This window comes from Bifidobacterium sp. ESL0800, from assembly GCF_029395355.1.
Lineage (GTDB): Bacteria > Actinomycetota > Actinomycetes > Actinomycetales > Bifidobacteriaceae > Bifidobacterium.
The window spans coordinates 1,492,122-1,511,186 of sequence record NZ_CP113913.1 but is presented as its reverse complement, the minus strand read 5'-3'; the positions used below and the strand labels follow the sequence as shown (position 1 = coordinate 1,511,186).

General features: G+C 58.0%; 16 protein-coding genes and 1 pseudogene. 8 read left to right on the top strand and 9 right to left on the bottom strand.

The features are described from left to right. Window positions 1-148: 148 nt before the first annotated feature. The 4 genes and pseudogenes from upp to OZX75_RS05935 all read right to left on the bottom strand — a co-directional run bounded on the left by upp (window position 149) and on the right by OZX75_RS05935 (window position 6,180). A complete protein-coding gene (gene upp / locus OZX75_RS05950; protein WP_277145748.1) occupies window positions 149-787 on the bottom strand; it encodes a uracil phosphoribosyltransferase in 639 nt (212 codons plus the stop codon). A 1,049-nt stretch (window positions 788-1,836) separates the two neighbouring features. Further along, window positions 1,837-2,418, bottom strand: a pseudogene (locus OZX75_RS05945) (hypothetical protein); the annotation flags it as partial. 4 nt (window positions 2,419-2,422) lie between these two features. Further along, window positions 2,423-3,931, bottom strand: a complete 1,509-nt coding sequence (locus OZX75_RS05940; protein WP_277145747.1) for an NUDIX hydrolase — start codon at window positions 3,929-3,931, stop codon at window positions 2,423-2,425. A gap of 20 nt (window positions 3,932-3,951) precedes the next feature. Next, complete coding sequence (locus tag OZX75_RS05935) at window positions 3,952-6,180, bottom strand: RNA degradosome polyphosphate kinase (protein ID WP_277145746.1); 2,229 nt, start codon at window positions 6,178-6,180, stop codon at window positions 3,952-3,954. 246 nt (window positions 6,181-6,426) lie between these two features. Here OZX75_RS05935 and OZX75_RS05930 point away from each other — a divergent pair, with 246 nt between their 5' ends. The 3 genes from OZX75_RS05930 to OZX75_RS05920 all read left to right on the top strand — a co-directional run bounded on the left by OZX75_RS05930 (window position 6,427) and on the right by OZX75_RS05920 (window position 8,450). Continuing rightward, entirely contained in the window at window positions 6,427-6,846 is a 420-nt protein-coding gene (locus OZX75_RS05930) for a type II toxin-antitoxin system RelE/ParE family toxin (RefSeq protein ID WP_277145745.1), read from the top strand. A 7-nt stretch (window positions 6,847-6,853) separates the two neighbouring features. Beyond that, window positions 6,854-7,129, top strand: a complete 276-nt coding sequence (gene relB, locus OZX75_RS08680; protein ID WP_277160206.1) for a type II toxin-antitoxin system RelB family anti-toxin — start codon at window positions 6,854-6,856, stop codon at window positions 7,127-7,129. A gap of 346 nt (window positions 7,130-7,475) precedes the next feature. Continuing rightward, window positions 7,476-8,450 carry a phosphatase PAP2 family protein gene (locus OZX75_RS05920; protein ID WP_525930283.1) on the top strand — a complete coding sequence of 325 codons (975 nt, stop codon included), beginning with the start codon at window positions 7,476-7,478 and terminating at the stop codon, window positions 8,448-8,450. 263 nt (window positions 8,451-8,713) lie between these two features. Here OZX75_RS05920 and OZX75_RS05915 read toward each other — a convergent pair whose 3' ends face one another. After that, window positions 8,714-10,303 carry an MFS transporter gene (locus OZX75_RS05915; protein ID WP_277145742.1) on the bottom strand — a complete coding sequence of 530 codons (1,590 nt, stop codon included), beginning with the start codon at window positions 10,301-10,303 and terminating at the stop codon, window positions 8,714-8,716. A gap of 138 nt (window positions 10,304-10,441) precedes the next feature. After that, window positions 10,442-11,179 (bottom strand): TetR/AcrR family transcriptional regulator, encoded by a 738-nt coding sequence (locus OZX75_RS05910; protein WP_277145741.1) that lies wholly within the window; start codon window positions 11,177-11,179, stop codon window positions 10,442-10,444. Window positions 11,180-11,517: 338 nt separating this feature from the next. Here OZX75_RS05910 and OZX75_RS05905 point away from each other — a divergent pair, with 338 nt between their 5' ends. Then, window positions 11,518-12,405: a lysophospholipid acyltransferase family protein gene (locus tag OZX75_RS05905; RefSeq protein ID WP_277145740.1), complete on the top strand. Its 888-nt coding sequence runs from the start codon at window positions 11,518-11,520 to the stop codon at window positions 12,403-12,405. Window positions 12,406-12,483: 78 nt separating this feature from the next. Here OZX75_RS05905 and OZX75_RS05900 read toward each other — a convergent pair whose 3' ends face one another. Further along, window positions 12,484-12,804, bottom strand: a complete 321-nt coding sequence (locus OZX75_RS05900; protein ID WP_277145739.1) for a hypothetical protein — start codon at window positions 12,802-12,804, stop codon at window positions 12,484-12,486. Window positions 12,805-13,179: 375 nt separating this feature from the next. Between OZX75_RS05900 and OZX75_RS05895 the strand changes: the two genes are divergently transcribed. From OZX75_RS05895 to OZX75_RS05885, 3 genes are all read left to right on the top strand, one after another. After that, on the top strand, window positions 13,180-14,178 hold the full coding sequence (locus tag OZX75_RS05895; protein ID WP_277145738.1) for an NAD(P)H-dependent glycerol-3-phosphate dehydrogenase: 999 nt from the start codon (window positions 13,180-13,182) through the stop codon (window positions 14,176-14,178). A gap of 343 nt (window positions 14,179-14,521) precedes the next feature. Beyond that, a complete protein-coding gene (locus OZX75_RS05890; RefSeq protein WP_277145737.1) occupies window positions 14,522-14,686 on the top strand; it encodes a hypothetical protein in 165 nt (54 codons plus the stop codon). A 164-nt stretch (window positions 14,687-14,850) separates the two neighbouring features. Then, window positions 14,851-16,008 (top strand): D-alanine--D-alanine ligase family protein, encoded by a 1,158-nt coding sequence (locus OZX75_RS05885; RefSeq protein ID WP_277145736.1) that lies wholly within the window; start codon window positions 14,851-14,853, stop codon window positions 16,006-16,008. A gap of 50 nt (window positions 16,009-16,058) precedes the next feature. Here OZX75_RS05885 and OZX75_RS05880 read toward each other — a convergent pair whose 3' ends face one another. Further along, a complete protein-coding gene (locus tag OZX75_RS05880) occupies window positions 16,059-16,835 on the bottom strand; it encodes a hypothetical protein (protein ID WP_277145735.1) in 777 nt (258 codons plus the stop codon). Here OZX75_RS05880 and OZX75_RS05875 point away from each other — a divergent pair. Then, window positions 16,823-17,890 (top strand): CPBP family intramembrane glutamic endopeptidase, encoded by a 1,068-nt coding sequence (locus OZX75_RS05875; protein ID WP_277145734.1) that lies wholly within the window; start codon window positions 16,823-16,825, stop codon window positions 17,888-17,890. The genes OZX75_RS05880 and OZX75_RS05875 overlap by 13 nt on opposite strands. Window positions 17,891-18,288: 398 nt before the next feature. Here OZX75_RS05875 and OZX75_RS05870 read toward each other — a convergent pair whose 3' ends face one another. Beyond that, a complete protein-coding gene (locus tag OZX75_RS05870; RefSeq protein ID WP_277145733.1) occupies window positions 18,289-19,041 on the bottom strand; it encodes a mechanosensitive ion channel family protein in 753 nt (250 codons plus the stop codon). Window positions 19,042-19,065 lie beyond the last annotated feature (24 nt).

Sequence of the window (19,065 nt, the reverse complement as noted above, 5' to 3'; positions counted from 1 at the left end):
CGGATTCAGCGGGCGTATCCACCATGTGGGGGTTATAGGCCAGAATATTTGGCCTATAACCCCCACATCTTCAGATACAAGGAAAGCCTTTGGCGAAACGTTGTTCGGAAAGGCTTTCTAAAACGGATAAGTCCGGCTGAGCCCTGGCTCAGTCGATCAGGCCGTAGAGACGGTCGCCAGCGTCGCCGAGGCCCGGGACGATATAGCCGTGCTCGTTGAGCCTCTCATCGACGCCGCACACCACGACCTTGAAGTCGATGGATGGGTCGAGCGTCTCTTCGACGTGCTTCAAGCCAGGGGTCGCCGCCAAGATGTTGATCGAGGTGATGTCCTTGGCGCCGCGCTCGGCCAGATAGTGCGTGGCTGCGACGGTGGTGCCGCCGGTGGCGAGCATCGGGTCCAGGAGGAAGCACTGACGGCCGGTGAGGTCATCGGGCAGGCGGTTGGCGTAGGTGATGATGTCGAGGGTGTCCTCGTCGCGCTTCATGCCGAGGAATCCGACTTCGGCGGTGGGCAGCAGGCGGGTCATGCCATCGAGCATTCCCAAGCCGGCGCGTAGGATCGGGACGACCATGGGGCGCGGGCTGGCGAGGTGCTTGCCGGTCATCTTGGCGATCGGCGTCTCGATATCGCGGTCGACCACGTCGAGGTTGCGCGTGGCTTCGTAGGCCTCGAGCGTCACCAGTTCGCTGATGAGCTCGCGGAAGATGTTGGAGGGTGTGTTCTTATCCCGCAGAACGGTGAGCTTGTGCTCGACCAGCGGGTGATCCAAAACATGTACTTGCATACTTCCAAGGATATGCCTTGCCGTGTCTTTTTGAAAATCGAAAACCGAAATTGTGCATATCGGCACAAATATCTCAGTAAACGCAGTAAAACAGTGAATCCGGTAATTGACCGGGACCGCTGATAAATGCGTTGTTTCCAGCGGTAAGTGAGGTATATGTGCTGGAAAAGACGCATTTAACGTTACTGGATGCGTTGTTTCCAGCACATATACCCCCTATGCTGCTGGTAACGACGCATTTTGCAATGTTTGTACTTCATATAAGTCGGATTAGTGTCGCTATTCAGGGGGTATAGGCCAGAATCAAATTCAGCGTGGAAATGGTAATAATGAAAAGTAAAACGCTGAACCGCGAAAGCGCCTGTCGGCGCGAACGCCGCTCGCAGCGGCAAAAAATGAAGCCCGGGGCTTAAGCACGGTCCAGCGCAACTTCCAAGTATAACGGGTCGTCCTCCGTTTACACGCCGAGCGCGTAAAGTACGGATTCCGGTCGGCTGTAGGCCAGCGAATTACTCGAGTTTTCCTTGACGCCAGAGGCCGGCCCCGTGGCGGAAATCTGCGGAAGTGGTCATGAGGTTGCTGCCGGTGTGCAGCAAGCGTGCAGCCACAGTGCGCGGGTCGTTCGATGCCGGGCCGGCCGAGCTCGCCGGGCCTTTGCCTGCCCGGTAGCGCGTTTCGGCGTCGTTCAGAGCGGAATTGTAGCGGTTGGCTGTGGTGCCGTTGCGATTGCTGTCGCCGTATTCGGTGTGATTATTTTCATGGTGATTTCCGCGGTCGGTCGTGTCGGCACTGTTGCCGGAGGGATTGAGATTGTCGGGATTCTCGGTCGCCGTATGCCCGTTGGTTTGGTTTCCGGTATGGCCTGTTTCTGCGTTCTTGTTTCGGCTGTTTCCGCCATTGCCGTGATTTTGCTGGTCGGCGCCGCTTTTGTCGGCAGCCTCGTCGGCAACTTGCTGAGCTTCTTGAGCGGCTTCGGCAGCTTCGATCTCACGCTGCAGGTCGCGCAGATGCGCTTCGCGTCGGGCGGCCTGAGCGGCCTCGACTTTGCGCGCCCTGCCGGTCAGCATTTTCGCACGTATCGCGAGGCCCTTGGCAATCACGTCGATAAAGGCCGAGGCACGTTCCAACGCGACTGCGAAATCACCGGTGAACGCCCCGGAAAGTATGGAATCCGCGGTATGTACGATGTCTTCCGCGCTGGGCGGTGTGTCGACGCCGGCGATGGCCGAGGCTGCGGTGTCCTCGGGTTCGGCGATGCGATACAGGCTTGCCAGCGATCGCTGGTTGCGGCGCATCCAGGTGCGCAGCAGATACAGTCGCCATAGGATGCCGGGCAGGGAATCGGGTTCCGATCTGCTCCACAACTCGGCGATGATATCGACGCCTTCGCGGTCGACCAGGGTGAGCACGCGCTGCACGATCTTCGGGTCCTGTGTATGGTGCACGCGGTCGAGCATGGCCTGCGCCGAGGCGTGGCTCATCTCGTTGATCTCCTCCGGATCCATGCCGCCGGCCATCTTCTCGGTCAACGCCGGGTCGAGTTGGGCTGGACGGGCTGGGCGTGAGGAACCCGTCCGCGCGGGCGCGAAGCCCGGATGGGCGGAATTGACGGAGCCGGAACTGTAATGCACTGTGTTAGTAGACAACTGGAGCCATTCTTTGGATATCGATGATGCGCGGGCCTTCCGCGTCTTTCACGATGAACAATGCTACCGCATTACCGGTCGGCATATAAGGCGATTTGGCGATGAGCTGCTTGGCCAGTGATTTCGAGGCGCACATGGGGCGCAGATGCTCGAAAATGTCGCCGATGACGGGCCGGTGCATACAGATCGCGGTAGTTCGGCTGTATTGCTTTGGTGCGTTCATCGGCGTGGCTGCCGCCTTCTGTTTCGCGGTTAAGTCAATCGCAGCATTGTCGGTCTCGTCGTGTTGGCCGGATGGCTGCGAGCTTTGTGCCAACGGTTGTGGATTCGCGGTATTCGTGTCCGAACGTGGTATCACTTTGGAAGAGCTTTCGATTTTGCCGGCGTTTGCCGCGTCACTGGCGGGGTTGCCGGCGGTATTCGCTGACGGAAGATCGGCATCACCGGTGTCGCTGATCTTGACCACGGCCTTGGTGCCGGCTTGCACCGCACATTTCGCAGCGCTTAGGCCATCGGTTTCGGCAAACAGATCATCGATGACCTCGCGGACGCATTGCCAGGTCGCATTGGGGTCGGCCGCAAAGGCGTCTTCGGTCAGCGCCGGAAGTTGTGTGATCTCAAGTCCCGTATGCCAGGCGTATGGTTCCAGCGTCTCCATGCAGCGCAGCCAAGGGGACGAAGCGAGTTTTTGCGGGGCGTAGCAGCCCAATTCTTGGTTGAGCGCAAAACTTGCCGCAGCGCCGCGGGGAATGATGGGGCGGTCGGCGTCGGTGCCGTTCCACTTTTTGCGGGCCACGGCCTTGCTGTGACGCACGATGATCAGTTTCTGGGCCTTAAGCGCACCCTCCTGGATGCGGTCGACGAATTGGTCGAGGATATCGCGGTCAAGCGGATGCGAAAGCAGCTTTCGGGCCTGAGGGATGGTCAGCCATCTCACCTCGTCGATTTCGCTGGTTTTTGCGTGCTTGATGGTGCCAACGACCTGTTTTCGGCTTTTCGCGGTTTCCGGCGCAATCGGATGGGCCATCCAATAGACGACATGCTTGGTGTAGATTGTTGCGGTTTTGGATCCTGTTTTGGTGTGTTTCGATTTTTTGCCTTCGGCGTTGAGCGGATACTCGACTTCACCGATGCTCGGGCCCAAGGCCACCGGCACTCCGGTTTCCTCTTCCATCTCGCGTATTGCCGCGTGACGGCTGGATTCGTGTTCCTCGAGCTTGCCTTTCGGCCAGCTCCAATCGTCGTATTTCGGACGATGTACCAAGCAGACTTCCAGTTGCGTGATGATGGCGCGGAAGTGGATCTCCGCTTCGCTCAAAGGCAGTCTGTGCTTCTGCCGCTTGCGTTTGCTGGTGCTGTGAGAGGCACGTGCCTCGGCGAATTTGCTTGCTTTTTCGGCTCGTTCGTCGAGGCTTTTGGCCTTACCGGTGGCAATCCAACGGTAAGGTATCCCTCCCGCCGATTCAACGACATGTGATGGTTTGAGCTCGGAGGTCATCTACCGCCTACTTCTTGATCTTACTTGCGACCACGTTGATGGGTCTTGATCAGCAGCTCCTGGCAATCGACCAGAGGCTTACCGTCCAAATCGTGCGAATGGCGGATATAGGTGCCGTCCGGCTGCATGTGCCAGGACGAGGTGGTATCGGCCATCTGCAGATCGACGTAATCGATCAGCGAAGCGACTTCCTCGGGGTCGGTGATGCGTACCAGTGCCTCCACGCGGCGGTCGAGATTGCGGTGCATCAGGTCGGCCGAACCGATCCAGACTTCCGGCCCGGCTGCCGGCCCCTCGCCGATCTGCGGGCCGGCGGAATTGGCGAAGGCGTAGATACGGCTGTGTTCGAGGAAACGCCCGAGGATGGAATGCACCCGGATGTTCTCGCTCAGGCCCGGGGCACCAGGTTTGAGCGCGCAGATGCCACGTACCACGATGTCGATTTTGACCCCGGCTTGACTGGCGCGATAGAGCGCGTCAATGGTCTTTTCGTCGACGATGGAGTTGACCTTGATCTTGATCCATGCTTCATGACCGGCTCGTGCCGCGTCCTCCTCGCGGCGGATACGCTGGATGAGGCCGCTGCGGCACGTGCGCGGGGCGACCAGCAGACGATGGAAGCTGGAGCGCGGCGCGTAACCGGAAAGCTGGTTGAACAGGCGGGTCAAGTCTTGCCCGACCACCGGATCGCAGGTCAGCAGGCCGAGATCGGTATACTGGCGGGCGGTTTTCGGGTTGTAGTTGCCCGTGCCGACGTGGCAGTAGCGACGCAGACCGTCCGCCTCTTGACGCACGACCAGCGAAAGCTTGCAGTGGGTCTTCAGCCCAACGATGCCATAGACGACGTGGACGCCGGCGCGTTCGAGCTTGCGGGCCCACGCGATGTTGGCATCCTCATCGAAACGTGCTTTGATCTCGACCAGTGCCAAGACCTGTTTGCCGGCCTGTGCGGCATCGACCAGCGCGTCGATGATCGGCGAATTGCTGGAAGTCCGGTAGAGCGTCTGCTTGATGGCCAGGACCCTCGGGTCGGCCGCGGCCTGGGCCAGGAAGGCCTGCACCGAAGTGGAGAACGAATCGTAGGGGTGGTGCAGCAGGATGTCGCGCTCGCGGATGGCGGCGAAGATGTCCTGTGCGCGGCTGGATTCGACCGTGGCGATCTGGCGGTTGGTGGTGGGGATGAACGGCTTGTTCTTAAGATCCGGGCGGTCGATGTCCTGCAGCTCGAACATGAGCTTCATATCCAGCGGTGCAGGCAGGCGGAAGATCTCCTCTTCGTTGACGCGCAGACGGCGTGCCAGAAGCTGGGAGAGGAACGGGCTGGTGGCGTCGCTGATTTCGAGGCGGATCGGCGGCCCGAAACGACGGCGCAGCAGTTCCTTCTCCATGGCGTTCAAGAGGTTTTCGGCGTCGTCCTCTTCCACGTCGATATCCTCGTTGCGGGTGACGCGGAAGGAACGCGCCTCCTTGATGATCATGCCGGGAAAGAGCGATTCGAGGTGGGCGATGATGAGGTTCTCCATGGTGATGAAGCCGTAGCGCTCCTCGCGGCTCTCCTCGTCGGTCAGGTCGTCGACGGGCACGAGACGGTTCAGGTTGTCGGGCACCTTGACGCGCGCGAAATGCGTCTTGCCGCTGTTCGGATTCTCCACCAGAATGGCCAGGTTCAGGGAACCGCCGGAAATATAGGGGAATGGATGGGCGGGGTCGAACGCGAGCGGCGTCAGGACCGGGAAGACCTGCTGGCGGTAATAGCGCGAAAGCCGTTCCTGTTCGGCGCTGGTGAGCCTGTCCCAGCTCAACAACACGATGTGCTCGCGGGCCAGTTCAGGCAGGATGTGCTTGACGGCCTCGTTGGCGTGCTCGGCCTGCAGTTCGTGCGCGGTCTCGCTGATGGAGCGTAGCTGCTGGCGTGGGCTCAGGCCCGAGGCGCTCGTCACGGCTATGCCGGTATCGATGCGGCGTTTGAGCCCGGCCACGCGCACCATGAAATATTCGTCGAGGTTCGAGGCGAAAATACCGGCAAAGTTGGCGCGTTCCAAGAGTGGGACTTCAGGGTCCTCCGCCATCTCAAGGACGCGTTTGTTGAATTTGAGCCAGCTCAGCTCACGGTCGAAATAGCGGTCCGGGGGCAGGGGCTGTTCCTCCGGCAGCGCTTTGCGCTTGTCGGACTTCTCGGTTTCGGCGATGTGCTCGGCTATCTGGCTGCGGAGCAATGCCTTCGAGGGTGCGTCAAAAATCTGTGCCATATCCTTACTCTAAGCACTGCCGTAGAGCTATGGAACCTCCAAAACGTAAAATTCACCATATTGTGAATAACTCATTTCGTTATCCTCGCTATCAAGCCCGAAATGTGCATAATTTTGGACGTTAACCCTCGACACGCCTCAAATGTGGATAACCCCAATCATTCGACCACAGTACCCGTTTTGGCTTGCTTCACAGCGTATAGCAGGGTTTGCTTGAAATGGAATGCAACGGAAGATGGAAAGGCGATGATTGATGAACTTGCGAAACATATCAAAAATGATAATATCAAAATTGATAATTCAATAGGTTACGCTATGGGGAATTTTCAAGTTGAGTTCTATGCGTTGCCCAATGGTAAAGAGCCGATGCAAAAGCTGCTGAATTCAGTTGACGAAAAAATGGCGCGAAAATTATTGGATGACATCGATATGTTGAGGGTGTATGGCAACAGTTTGCGTGAACCGTACTCGAAACGTGTCTCTGGTGGCATTTTCGAGTTACGTGTTCGACAGTCGACGAATGATGTTCGTGCGCTGTATTTTTTCATGAAAGGGCGTCGAATCATCATTACCAATGGGTTTGTGAAAAAGCAGAATAAGCTGCCACTTGTTGAGTTATCTAGGGCGAAACGATATCGCAAAGATTGGTCGGAAAGGAAGGCGTAAATAACTTATGGATGATTTGGATAGGTATATTGCCGAGCGTAAAAGCCGAGATCCGAAATTTGCGGAAGAGTATGAGCGTAGTAGGCCTGAGCATGAAGCTGCGATAGCGATTATGGGTGCTCGGATTGAAGCTCATATGACTCAGGCTGAAGTGGCGAAAAGATGCGGTATGAGACCTTCGAACTACTCGCGTATCGAAAGGGGCAACTCCATTCCGACGGTCAGGACGCTTGCCCAAATCGCCAAGGGGCTGGGCCGCAAGCTCAAGATCGAGTTCGTGTGATGCCGTGGCTTCATCGCATGCTCGTAGTCTGTGCCATCTACACTAAACAACTATGACTGACGACTCCAAAGAGCAGAATGTACCGGCGGATGGCTCGCAAGAAAATTCGTCACGCAATCAGGCCAGGATCGAGATTCCAGCGCCTCCTCAAGCGCAGGCGGGAATGCCGGTTTCCACTCAAGGCGCAGCTCCGACTCCGACTCCAACTCCAATTCAGTCCGAGCCTGTGAGTTTCGTCGCGTTTGGCAGTGAAAATGCCACGTCTGATGATGACAAGGCCTCGACGAACAGCGTTTTCGTTGCCGGCGCGGGTTCGAGCAACTCCGATGTCGAGTTTTCTTCCGCGATCTCGGACGCAGATGTTTCCGCGCAGGAGGACGAGATTGAAAAGGGGCTTGCCCGGATCGACCCGCTGACCGTCCATCCGCGTGTGTCCAGTTGCGTGCTTGCCGTGGCGCTTGCTCTGCTCTGCTTTGCGGCGGCGGCCGCGATTTACTGGTTCGGCGTGCACACTTTGGAAGGCCAGAGCTTCGACGAACTCGTATGGCGCAGCTTCAACACCAGCGCTCCAAGCTGGATTATCGCCGTTTCGAATGTGCTCAACCGAGGCGTGGTGATTGTGGCGATCAGCTTGTCGATTGCGGTGATCGCCTTCATCGTCGCAGCGGTTCGCAGGCGTTGGTGGCTTTTGGGGCAGATGGCCGTATTCGGCGTCGTCGCCTTTGGCGCCGCGTGGCTCAAGCGTCTGCTGCCCCGGCCGATGATCATTCGCGTCCTTTCTACGCATGAAAACAGCGCTCCGTCGGGGCATACGTTGCTTGCCGTGGGGTCGGTGCTGGTCTTGCTCGTCGCGGTTCCGCGCGTCTGGCGCGCACTGGTTGCGTTGCTCGGCGGAGCGTATAGCATCCTCGTTGCGGCATCGCTGATCGTCGGGCGTTGGCATCGGCCCTCAGACGTATTGATGTCGCTGTTGATCGGCGGCGGACTGATGATGCTGGCGCTCGCCCTCACGCGCAAATCCGGGATGGACAGCCCGGGAAGCCGTATGTCGTCGGCCAGCGTACAGATTGTCGGCAGCATTATGATCACTTTCGGTCTCGTCTCCTGCGCCTATGCCGGCTATATGCTTTGGCAGATCTATCCCGGGCTCGGCATGATGGCGATGTGGGCCAAGAACGGCGCGTGCGCACTGAGCATGGCCGCCATCCTCGGCGTGGGTTGCCTGATGTTCGGCCTCACGCTCGCCGTCCGCCAGCTCACCGCCTCTCCGTTGACGCGTCTCGGGCTGGTCGGTGCGCCTCCGGCTCCGCCACAGAAATAATCGCGTCTTTTGCTGGTGTTTCCCGCGTCTTTGGGGCAATGAGAATCAGTTGGTTGTTGTCCCTCGTCCCGGGGCGGTCTCTATTTGTGTCTTTTTACTTGCTTGCTCGAGCCTGGCAGGTAAAAAGACACAAATAGACCGTCTAAATGTTGCTTTTTACTTAGACAAACCGAGCAAGCAAGTAAAAAGACTCATTTAGATGCCGGGGTGGTGGCCACATGGCCGCTTTGGCGAGCAGACAAAGAATTGTCCCGGTTTGATTATTATTGCGCGGATTCTTCACGTCCGAACCTTCTGCACATCGGCGTAAGAATCAATGCGCCGATGGCTAGGCAGACTCCGGTGCCGACCACAATCGGCGTGATGGCCACGCGGTCGAACAGTAGGCCGTAGGTCATCTGTCCCAACGGGGAAGCGCACAGACAGACCGCGTTGACAAGCGCCATGATCTTGCCCATCAGTTCGTCGGGAATCAGCGTCATCAGGGTCGGGCTGATGATGATGTTGGTGAAATCGATGGCCAGGGTGAGCAGGCAGAAGGCGGCGATGAATGTGACCAGTTTCGCGGACCGTGCTACCGGGAATGCGAAGACCACGGCGATCGGCACGAAACAGAGGGCGGCCGCGGCGATGGTTGTGGGCATATGTCGCATGAGGAGCTTGGCGGCCAGTGCCGTGGTCAGTAGGGTGTCGAGCAGGGAGACCACGCTCATGATCCCGTCGCAATAGCCGTAGACGTCGGCTCCGAAATGTAGCGCGGTGCGAATGATGTACGGAGAGCCGACGGAGGAGACACCGTTGAGGAAGAAATTCAGGGCGGCGATGACGACGCAGAGTTCCAGCAGGGTCGGGTTGGCCTTGACAAACGCGGCGGCGTCACGGGTATCGGCAAGAAAGACCGAAAGAATATGGCGCCGGACAGGTGGATTATTGTGGGCTCGTTGCAATGGTGGCGCTGCTGGTGCCGTTGACGCTGCTGAATCGCCTGTTCTCGTCTCGATTGTCGGAGCGAGGCATCCGTTTTCTGCGGCAGTTGCGAGAGCCTCGGTTATGTGTGCTTTTCTGCGGTTTGATGCGGATTGGTCTGGATGCGCTGTGGCTCTATCGGCGCGGCGTACCGGATTCAGCTCGATAAAGCATTCCAGGCTGGCGGTGACGAAAAAGCAGACGGTGGTGCCGGCCATCATGGTGCGAATGCCGATCAGCGCGTACAGCGCACCGCCGGCAAAGGTCGGGATAATCTGCATGACGGCGTTGACCTGGCTGGAGATCGCCTGAGCGCGGCGCAAGAGTACGGTGTCCGTGCGGCCGAGCATTTGGGGGATAGCGGCGCTGACGGTGGGGGATTCGAGCGCATCGAGCACGGACAAGGCGATGAGCAGCACCGCGATCGAGGCGATGGTGTGGACTTGCATGAAGCCGAAGCTGAGCGTCGCGGCGAGCACCACGCAGCCGCTGACGGCGTCGAGCGCGACCATCATGGTGCGGCGGTTGACGCGGTCGGCGATGACCCCGCCGAACGGCATCAAGGCAATGGTCGGCACAATGGAGATGGAGAGGAGCGTTGCGAAGACGGTGGCCGAGCCGGTTTCGTCGAGCACCCACATCGACATCGCGAAGCGCAGCATGGTGTTGCCGAAAAGCGAGAGGCCTTGCCCGGCGATGAGCAGGACGAAGTTGCCGGAACGCAGCGGCGACGGCGCCGGTTTGCCTGGCTGCTGGGATTCGTCGCTGCTGCCGATCTCGCCTGTCTGCTGTGGCCTTGTCTGTACGCGAGCGTTTGGGCAGGTCGGGTTTCCGAGTGCTGTTTTGCTTGTGGTCTGTTGGGTTCCGGTGTCGGCAATGGTTGTCATGGTTCTTCCTTCATTGCGTGTTGATTAATTGATACCGACCGACGGTATGTAAAATAAACAATGCTAATCGTAGATATTGGTTGCTGTTGCCTGCTGTGTATTTTTAATCTGTCGCAGAAGCTTAAAAGGATGCGACTGTTAATCGCTGTGTCCTTTTGGTTTTGTTTCTGCGGTTTGAGCGTTGGCATTGTTGATTTCAGCAGCTGCCTCAGCGGTGGAATCCTCGGCATCGGGGCCTTGGATCTGCGCGTAGAAATCGGCGAACTGCTCGGTCATGTCGCGGGTGATCGCCGGTACGCCGAGCGAAACGCAGATGGTGGCCAGGCATTGCGAGCGGTGCAGCAAAACGCTCCGGGTACCGGGGTAGAAATTCGGCAGGAACCAGAGATTCATCAGCAGCGTGAGCAGTTCGGCGGCCTCCTGCGGATAATCCGTGATGATCGAGCCGTCCTCAATGCCGCAATCGATGAGCGTGCGCATGTCGTTCGGCAGGATGCACGTCCAGGTGTAGAGACTTTCGGCCATTTCCTGCGGATCCTTGATGGTTGAGAGCGTGCCCTTGAGCCGCTCGATGTGTTCGGTGTCGGTGATGTTGGAAAGAATGAGCTCGCGAATTTTCTGCAGGCCGTTCAGGTCCTTGCATTCCAGAACCGCGGCGTAGCGGTCGAGGGCCTTTTGGTTGTCTGCGGCGCTGACAGCCTCGAGGATGTCCAGTTTGGATTTGAAATGGTGGTATATCGCACCTTTGGAGAGGTCGCCGAGCTCGTCGATGATGTCCTGCACCGAGGTGTTTTCGTAGCCTTTGGCGGCGAACAGCTTCTGCGCCGCGTCGAGTATGCGGCGTCTGGTCACCTCGGGATGTGCGTTGCGTGCCATCTGCGTCTCCTTAGTACTGGATTACCGGCCCGCCGGTAGAGCGGAATACGAAGGACGGATTCATCCAACGATTCTTCGATTCTCGCAGAGTCTTCGACTAAACCGATGAAAGCTTGTTGCTCTTATTATACATACCGTCGGTCGGTATCAGTACGGCGTGTTGGGATGAGGACGGAAATTCGTGTAGCTGATGTGTTCGATGCCGGTGATATGGATTTTGCAATTGCGGCATGAGCCCAATGCGGTAAGTGTCTGGTATCGTTCGTGGCAACCGTGGTTTGCCTCTTCGCATGAGCGTGTTGCGGTATGAGTTCGCAGCCCTGAGGCACAATAGGGTCATGACTTCCAAAGGAAAACCTTCTCCGCGTTCAGCGGTCAAGCCGCTGAGCGATGCGCAGGTGGAGCTGTTGGGGCGTCGCCATCACCTGGTCGATCCGACACAGTATTTCCCGACCGGCCCGCGCAAAGCGAACACCGCCGAGATCGAGGCGCAGAATCCCAAGGGTACCAAGCGCTTGCTCGATGCCGTCTCCGCTGTGCTTCGCGCGCACAGCAAGGTCTACGCGTGGGGGCTCGAGCGTGTTCCGGAAACCGGCCCGTTCATTACGGCGGCCACGCACGTCACGATGTATGACGTTTTTATTCCGATGGACGCGCTGTTCCATATGGGTCGTCGCCCGCGCTATATGGCCAAGGCCGAGATGGCGCACTGGCCGGTGATCGGGCGTTGGTTCCAGCTGGTGGGTATGCAGCCCGTGCCGCGCCGCAGTGGCAAGGCCATCGAGATCGAAAAGGAATCCATCGACATCATCACCTCGGGCCGTCCGCTCACTGTCTGGCCGGAAGGCACGCTCTCGCGTGACCCGCTCAAATGGCCGATGAGCCTCAAGGACGGCGTCGGCATCATCGCGCTCGAATCCTCGCGCCGGCTCGGCCGCCAGGTGCCGCTCTATTGCGCGGTGACGTGGGGTGCGGCGAGCATCAACCATTGGTGGCCGTGGCCGCGCAAGAACGTAGTGATGTGCTACGACGCCGCGCTGGATTATGGCGACCTGCTCAAGGACGCCGAAACGTGGGGCGCCGAGCCGCCGATGGAGCTGGTCACGGAACTCACCACGCGTATCCGCGAGAGGATGGAGCAGATCATGGCCGAGATTCGCGGCGAGCAGCCGCCGGCCGAGGGCTATTGGGACTTTCGGACGATGAGCCGCAAACCACGTCGCTGATTTCGCAGAGCGTGGTGCTGGCGTATCGTTTCGCGTGCAGGTGCTGTCATGGAATCGCCCGATATGACCGTGATGGCATCAACGTGGTGTATCGGTCGGGCGTAGATGTTGCCAGTAATCTATCAACGTGGTGTATCGGTTCTGTTGCCAATGATGGTGCACCTGTGATGCAGGCGGGCTATTCCCGGTATAAGCAGAGTGCCAGTACTGTGTCTCATTCGTCTCATTCGTCTCGATTGTCTCACCCATCTCACCCACCTCAATCGTCTCACCCATCTCACCCACCTCAATCGTCTCACCCATCTCACCCACCTCAATCGTCTCACCCATCTCACCCACCTCAATCGTCTTAATCACCTCACTCGCCTCAACTGTCTTCATTTCTCCGATATCAGCCATCTTGGTGCCGCCAACCCCTGCCTTTTTTGATGAATTGCCGTCGATTTGCCCTAAAAAGACCCTCTTGGTGCACCAAGAAGGCGAATTTCGATGAATATTTGTGAATTTTGCTTGAAAATGGGTATCTTGGTGCCACCAACATCCCCATCTGAATGAGGAATGAGGGTTGCGCGAAACGGGGAAGGGGCGGTTGCGTGCATATGAAGGAGGAAATGTGGGGTCTGTGGGCCGCGCGAGGTACGGATTGATGAAATTACATGGGTTGCGGCACAATGGTTAGGTTCTTGAAGGCGGTGGCATCCGAAGGATTGGTATGGCCCTTGATAGGTGATTGACGCTATTATGGGTTGCATCGTGGATGCGAAGGAGCAGATTATGAAGACGACAGTACTTGGGGCAGGCGCTTGGGGGACGGCGTTCGGCCAGGTGCTCGCGGATGCGGGCAATGACGTGATGATGTGGGCGCGTGAGCCGGAAATCGTGAAAGGCATACGCGACAACCACTGCAACGAAATGCGCCTTCCCAGCGTCAAGCGACTTCCAGATAGCATGACCGCCACCGGCGATCGGGCGGAAGCAGTGAAGGGCGCCCAGATTGTGGTGGTCGCCATCGCGGCCCAGCACGCGCGTGAGGCACTGGAGCTTTTCGCGCCGCTCATCGACTCCAAGGCCATCGTGGTTTCACTGATGAAGGGGATCGAGCGAACCACTGGCAAGCGTATGGACGAAGTGGTGTGTGAGGCGTTGGGCGACCTGCCGGCTGAGCGTTTCGTCGCGATTTCCGGGCCGAACCTGAGCAAAGAGGTAGCCGACCGCGAGCCCGGTGCCACAGTGGTGGCGTGCGAAAGCATCGACAATGCCAAGATCGTGGCGCAGGCCTGCCAGACCCCCTATTTCAAGGCGTTCGTCACCACGGACGTCATCGGTGTGGAAATGTGCGGATCGCTCAAGAACGTCGTGGCGCTCGCGGTGGGCATGGCCCGAGGTGCGGGATACGGCGAGAACACGGCGGCGATGATCGAGACGCGCGGCCTGGCGGAACTTGCCGCGCTGGGCAAGGCCTCGCATGCCGAGGACAAGACGTTCCACGGCCTTGCCGGCGTTGGCGATCTGATCGCCACCTGCGGATCGCCCTTGAGCCGTAACTACACCTTCGGCGCAAATCTTGGGAAGGGTATGAGCGTCGAGGAGGCCACCAAAGTCAGCAACGGTGTGGCCGAAGGCGTGCCGACAACGGAGGCCGTGGTGCGTATGGGCGCGGAGCTTGGCGTGCCGACCCCGCTCGCCAGCGCGATGAACAAGGTACTCAAACAGGGGCTGACCTGCGAGCAGATGCTGTCCGAGCTCGTCAAGGGTGATATCACGGAAGAGTGACGTCCCGCGCCGCAGAGCGCATAATCAGCTTGAGATAAACCCCGGCCCCGATGCTTACTTGCAAAGCACCGGGGCCTGTGGCATAAACAGAAGGAACCGTAACTGTCCCTTATCGGTTGCAGCCTCATCAAATAAAGCTTTATCGGCCACCAAATTCTGATGAGTCGTCCTGCCACAACCAACACAATCAGTATATCACTGACGAGATATATGTATTGCGCGGTAGGATGAGTTTGTCCTCAAGTTCCCTCGTCCGGATCTTGTGCGACCGTATGGCTTTCCGGCCGTATTGTCCCCGCCGCGCCCATCGTGGCGTGGTATGAAAAGAAAGATAGGTATTACTATGCCTACTCGTAACAAGGGTTTTGACGGCCCTGAAATCATCCAGTCCTTCGCGCTGATTGCAGCTGCGTTGGCGGCCAGGGCGGATAACGTCGTGGCTGATGTGCTGCTCGTGACCTTAACCGGTTGCGTAGTGGTGACATGCTGGAAGCATCGACGGAAATAGTCGTTGAAGCCTGCCTGGCCTGGAGAGATTCGGGCCAGGCGTTTCTGTGTTTGAACCAATATCTGCACCGGGTTTGTGAATGAGAGGCACTGACATCGGAGTGTCGTTTATGCGCCGTGTACGCTTGGGATTCAGATTCGATTTCTTAACAAAAGCGAGGGAATATGCGTAAGCAGCGCGTGGTGGTTTTGTACGGCGGCAGGGCGGATGAACATTCGATTTCCTGCATTTCCACCGCAGGGGTCTTGAAGGCCATGGACACCGAGCGTTTCGAGCCCATTCCCATCGGCATCACCAAAGCCGGCGAATGGGTGATGGGCGGCACTGACCCGCGCGATTTTGACCTTTCCGACGGCGCGATGCCCACCGTCGAAGCGTCCGATGCCGACGGCGCTACCAGCACAGTCAAGCCGGTGGTTCTCGACATGTCCCGTGGCAACAACGGTTTCTACGTGCGCGAATCGGACGGAACCCTGACTTCGCTCGGCTATGTGGACGCGGTATTCCCCGTTTTGCACGGTCCGTACGGCGAGGACGGCACGGTGCAGGGCTTGCTTGAGATGATGGGAGTGCCATACGTCGGCTGTGGCGTCTTCGCCTCGGCCGCCTGCATGGACAAGGCGTTCACGAAGATTGTGCTTTCCCAGGCCGGCATTCCCGTGGCTCCCGGGGTCACGTTCGACACCCGTGATTTCAGCGAGGCCAACGAGTTCAAAGACGACGCCGCCGAGGCGATGAAACGCATCGAGGCCGCCAAGCTGCGCTACCCGTTGTTCGTCAAGCCGTCGCGCGCCGGGTCGAGCTTCGGCGTCACCAAGCTGGAACGCGAGGGAGACGCCGGGGAGCTTGCCGCTGCGCTGTTCGAGGCTTCGCACCACGACTGGAAGGTGCTGGTGGAGCAGGGCATCGACGGGCGCGAGATCGAATGCGCCGTGCTCAATCCCGTGGCCGGCGAGGAGCCGAAGTCGGCGCTGCCCGGTGAGATCGTGCTCGACCATCGTGCCGCCGGCGGCGACCAGTTCTACGATTTCGACAGCAAATACACCGATTCCGAGGCGTCGCACGTCGAGGTCCCGGCGGACCTGCCGCAAGAAACGCTGAAGCGCGCGCAGCAGATTGCGGTTCGTGCGTTCAAGGCCGTCGACGGGGCGGGACTTTCGCGGGTCGATACGTTCGTCACGAAGAGCGGCGAGGTGATGGTCAACGAAATCAACACCATGCCGGGCTTCACGCCGATTTCGATGTATCCGAAGGCTTGGGAGGCGACCGGAGTGGGCTATACCGAGCTGATTACCCGGCTCATCGAAGGCGTGTTGCGGTAAGTCGATACATTATAAATTGATAAATTTGACGTATTTTTGATAGTCTCGTTTCATGAATCTTTCATTATGTCGTTTATATAATGAGGGAACATAGGTAGGTTGGTTAATAATCCGAGAGGGTATGTAACGCAATATGAACGACGATAACCGTTCTGAAGAAGAGACTCCGCAATCGGGAACGCACGAAGAATCCGGTTCGTCGCGGCCTTCGCAATATCAGCCGCAATCGGCTTATCGCGCCTTGAACTCGCAGGCCCCGCAGCCGCAATCTTCTCAATCACAGCAGTACTACCCGCAGGCTCAGGCATCCCAGACATTTCAGGCTCAGCCATCCGCGTCTCAGTATCAAGTTCAGCCTCACGGCCCCGATCTTCAGACCCGGCCGTACCCGCAGGATCAGCCGCAGGCGTACCAGCCATATCAAACGCAAGTTGGCGGCCAGCAATCGCAGTACCAGCCAGATCAAGGTCAGCCTCAGTACCGGCCCGGCCAACAATACCAAGGTTGGCAGGGCCAGCCGTACAATCCTCAAGATCAGCAGTCTCAGCCGCAGTCCGGTTATCAGCAATCCCTGTACCAGATGTATCAAGGCCAGCCTCAGTACCGGCAATCAGGCCAGTATCCTTCGCAACAATACCAGCCGTACCAGCAAGACCGGCCATACCAGCAGCCGCAATATCAGGCCTATCAATACCCCTCGTACCAGCCGCAGCAGTTTGGGCCGCAGCCTCAATACCAACCCCAGTATCAGCAGCAATTCCGACCCTGCACAGGCTACCAATACCCGATGCAGCCTCAAATGCAGCCTCAATATATGCAGCAGCCATCTTCACCGTTCGCGCACCCGGGTTCCAACGGCTATTGGCACCAGCCCAATCCGGCGTGGCAGGCGCCGATGTACCGCTGGATCGGCGTTGTGCGCAAGCGGTTCTCGAATATCGGGTATGCCTTGGATCTGGTCGTTGTGGTCTGGTATGCGATGACGATGATCGTCGGGGAAGTGGCGAGAGCGTTCGTCGACCCGGCGAAGCTGCCCATGTGGGCGCAATTGCTGATGGGCAACGGTCCGCTGTACGCCATCGCGATCCCGCTTTCCCTGCTGGTTTTCCGCACGATACCCAAGGTGAAACGCAAGACGAGCGATATGGGCGTGGGCATGTTCCTGGCGCTGATGGCGATATCGTTCCCGCTGGCGGATATCGGCAATATCATCGGCAACATCCTTTCGGGCCTGCTTTCGCATGATCAGGCGCAAAGCAGCATCAACGAACTCATCGAAAACCTCGACCCGATCAGCATCCTGCTGTTCACGGTGATCATCGCCCCGATTTTCGAAGAATGGCTGTTCCGCCGGCTGCTGATCGACCGGATGCAGCAATATGGCGAGAAAACCGCGATTCTGGTCTCCGCCTTTGCCTTCGGCCTGTTCCACGGCAACCTGTTCCAGTTCTTCTATGCCTTCGGTTTCGGCCTGCTGCTGGCCTACGTCTACGTGCGCACCGGCAAGCTGCGCTATACCATCGCCATGCACATGACGTTCAATTTCTTCGGCGGGTTCCTGCCGCAAGTGACCCTCCTGACGATGAGCAAATCCGTGAGGACCGCCGTCAACGCGGACATCGTCGGTGGAATGAAGAAGGCGTTCGCCTCGGGTCAAGGCGGTGAAGTCACGCCGTTCCTGGCCTATCTGGTATTCGACGTCGTGATGTTCATCCTCGGCATCGTCGTCGCGATTATCGAACGCAAGAAACTCGTGTTTTACCGGGCGCCCGAGGAATTGCCCAGAGGCACCCGAGCCAAGACGGTGCTCGGCAATCCGGGCGTCATCATTTTCATCGTGATCTCGGTACTCCTGATGATCGCGGCGCTGTTCAACGCGTAATCGCAGATTGTGCCCGCGAATGTGCATCTGGTTCGGATATACAGAGATAATCACGAAATGACGTCGAAAAGTGTGATTATCTCTGCGCTTGTTTCGGATATGCAGAGATAATCACGGAATGGTGCCGAAAAGTGTGATTGTCTCTGCATCGGGTTCGTGTATGCAGAGATAATCACGGAATGGTGCCTGAGAGTGTGATTGTCTCTGCACTTGTTTCGGATATGCAGAGGTAATCACGAAATGACGCCTGAGAGTGTGATTATCGGGTTCGTGTATACAGAGATAATCATGAAATAACGTCGAAAAGTGTGATTATCTCTGCGCTTGTTTCGGATATGCAGAGGTAATCACAGAATAACGCTGAAAAGTGTGATTGTCTCTGCATCGCTGTGAGGAGCTCAGATGATGAAATCTTCCTTGGCCAGCGCGCACACGGCGCAATCGCGAACACGTTCCTGATTGATTCCGGGGTTGGCGAAGAGCAGCACTCGGCCTTGTATCCCCTCCGGCGAGAACCCGGTGAAGTTCACTTGCGGCGGATTCCTGCGGTCGGTGAAGTCCGAAGTCGCGGTTTTCAGTATGCTCACCACGCGTTTGGCCGCCACCTTGATATCGGTGCCCGGCCGCAACGTGAAGTCGACGCTTACGCACGCCTCGCCTTCTGGCGTGAGCCGTTCCAGAGAAGAGGTATTGAGCACCGAATTGGGGATGATGAGCTGGTTGCCATTGCGTTCGCGCACCATGGTCTGCCGCCAAGTGATGTCTTCGACCGTTCCTGTGATGCCTTGGATACGCACCTGATCGCCGGGGTGGATGACATGGCCGATCATCAGGCCGAAACCGGAGATGATGTTGGCGATGGTGTCTTTGAGACCCAGCGAAATGGCCAGGCCTCCAATGCCAAGGGCGGTGACGATGGTGGTCGGGTTGATGCCGAAAACCGGCTGCAGCACCATGGCCACGGCAATGATCCAGATTGACACCAATGCGAGATTGACGAAAATCGACGCGTTCGGAATGCCGGAATGATTGAGCAGCTTCTTGAGCCACCGGGAGACTGCTTTTGCGGCCACGAGGGCCACGACAAAGACGATAAGCAGAAATGCGATGCGACTATCATGCACCTTAAGCCAGTCCAGCAATTGTTCCATAAGGCTTTAGCTTACCCCCGTAAG

What these genes read in the sequence shown, in the direction of transcription:
- upp (WP_277145748.1), bottom strand. Translation starts at nt 787, where the DNA reads ATGCAAGTACATGTTTTGGATCACCCGCTGGTCGAGCACAAGCTCACC.
- OZX75_RS05940 (WP_277145747.1), bottom strand. Translation starts at nt 3,931, where the DNA reads ATGACCTCCGAGCTCAAACCATCACATGTCGTTGAATCGGCGGGAGGG.
- OZX75_RS05935 (WP_277145746.1), bottom strand. Translation starts at nt 6,180, where the DNA reads ATGGCACAGATTTTTGACGCACCCTCGAAGGCATTGCTCCGCAGCCAG.
- OZX75_RS05930 (WP_277145745.1), top strand. Translation starts at nt 6,427, where the DNA reads ATGATTGATGAACTTGCGAAACATATCAAAAATGATAATATCAAAATT.
- relB (WP_277160206.1), top strand. Translation starts at nt 6,854, where the DNA reads ATGGATGATTTGGATAGGTATATTGCCGAGCGTAAAAGCCGAGATCCG.
- OZX75_RS05915 (WP_277145742.1), bottom strand. Translation starts at nt 10,303, where the DNA reads ATGACAACCATTGCCGACACCGGAACCCAACAGACCACAAGCAAAACA.
- OZX75_RS05910 (WP_277145741.1), bottom strand. Translation starts at nt 11,179, where the DNA reads ATGGCACGCAACGCACATCCCGAGGTGACCAGACGCCGCATACTCGAC.
- OZX75_RS05905 (WP_277145740.1), top strand. Translation starts at nt 11,518, where the DNA reads ATGACTTCCAAAGGAAAACCTTCTCCGCGTTCAGCGGTCAAGCCGCTG.
- OZX75_RS05900 (WP_277145739.1), bottom strand. Translation starts at nt 12,804, where the DNA reads ATGGCTGATATCGGAGAAATGAAGACAGTTGAGGCGAGTGAGGTGATT.
- OZX75_RS05895 (WP_277145738.1), top strand. Translation starts at nt 13,180, where the DNA reads ATGAAGACGACAGTACTTGGGGCAGGCGCTTGGGGGACGGCGTTCGGC.
- OZX75_RS05890 (WP_277145737.1), top strand. Translation starts at nt 14,522, where the DNA reads ATGCCTACTCGTAACAAGGGTTTTGACGGCCCTGAAATCATCCAGTCC.
- OZX75_RS05885 (WP_277145736.1), top strand. Translation starts at nt 14,851, where the DNA reads ATGCGTAAGCAGCGCGTGGTGGTTTTGTACGGCGGCAGGGCGGATGAA.
- OZX75_RS05875 (WP_277145734.1), top strand. Translation starts at nt 16,823, where the DNA reads ATGCAGCAGCCATCTTCACCGTTCGCGCACCCGGGTTCCAACGGCTAT.
- OZX75_RS05880 (WP_277145735.1), bottom strand. Translation starts at nt 16,835, where the DNA reads ATGGCTGCTGCATATATTGAGGCTGCATTTGAGGCTGCATCGGGTATT.
- OZX75_RS05870 (WP_277145733.1), bottom strand. Translation starts at nt 19,041, where the DNA reads ATGGAACAATTGCTGGACTGGCTTAAGGTGCATGATAGTCGCATCGCA.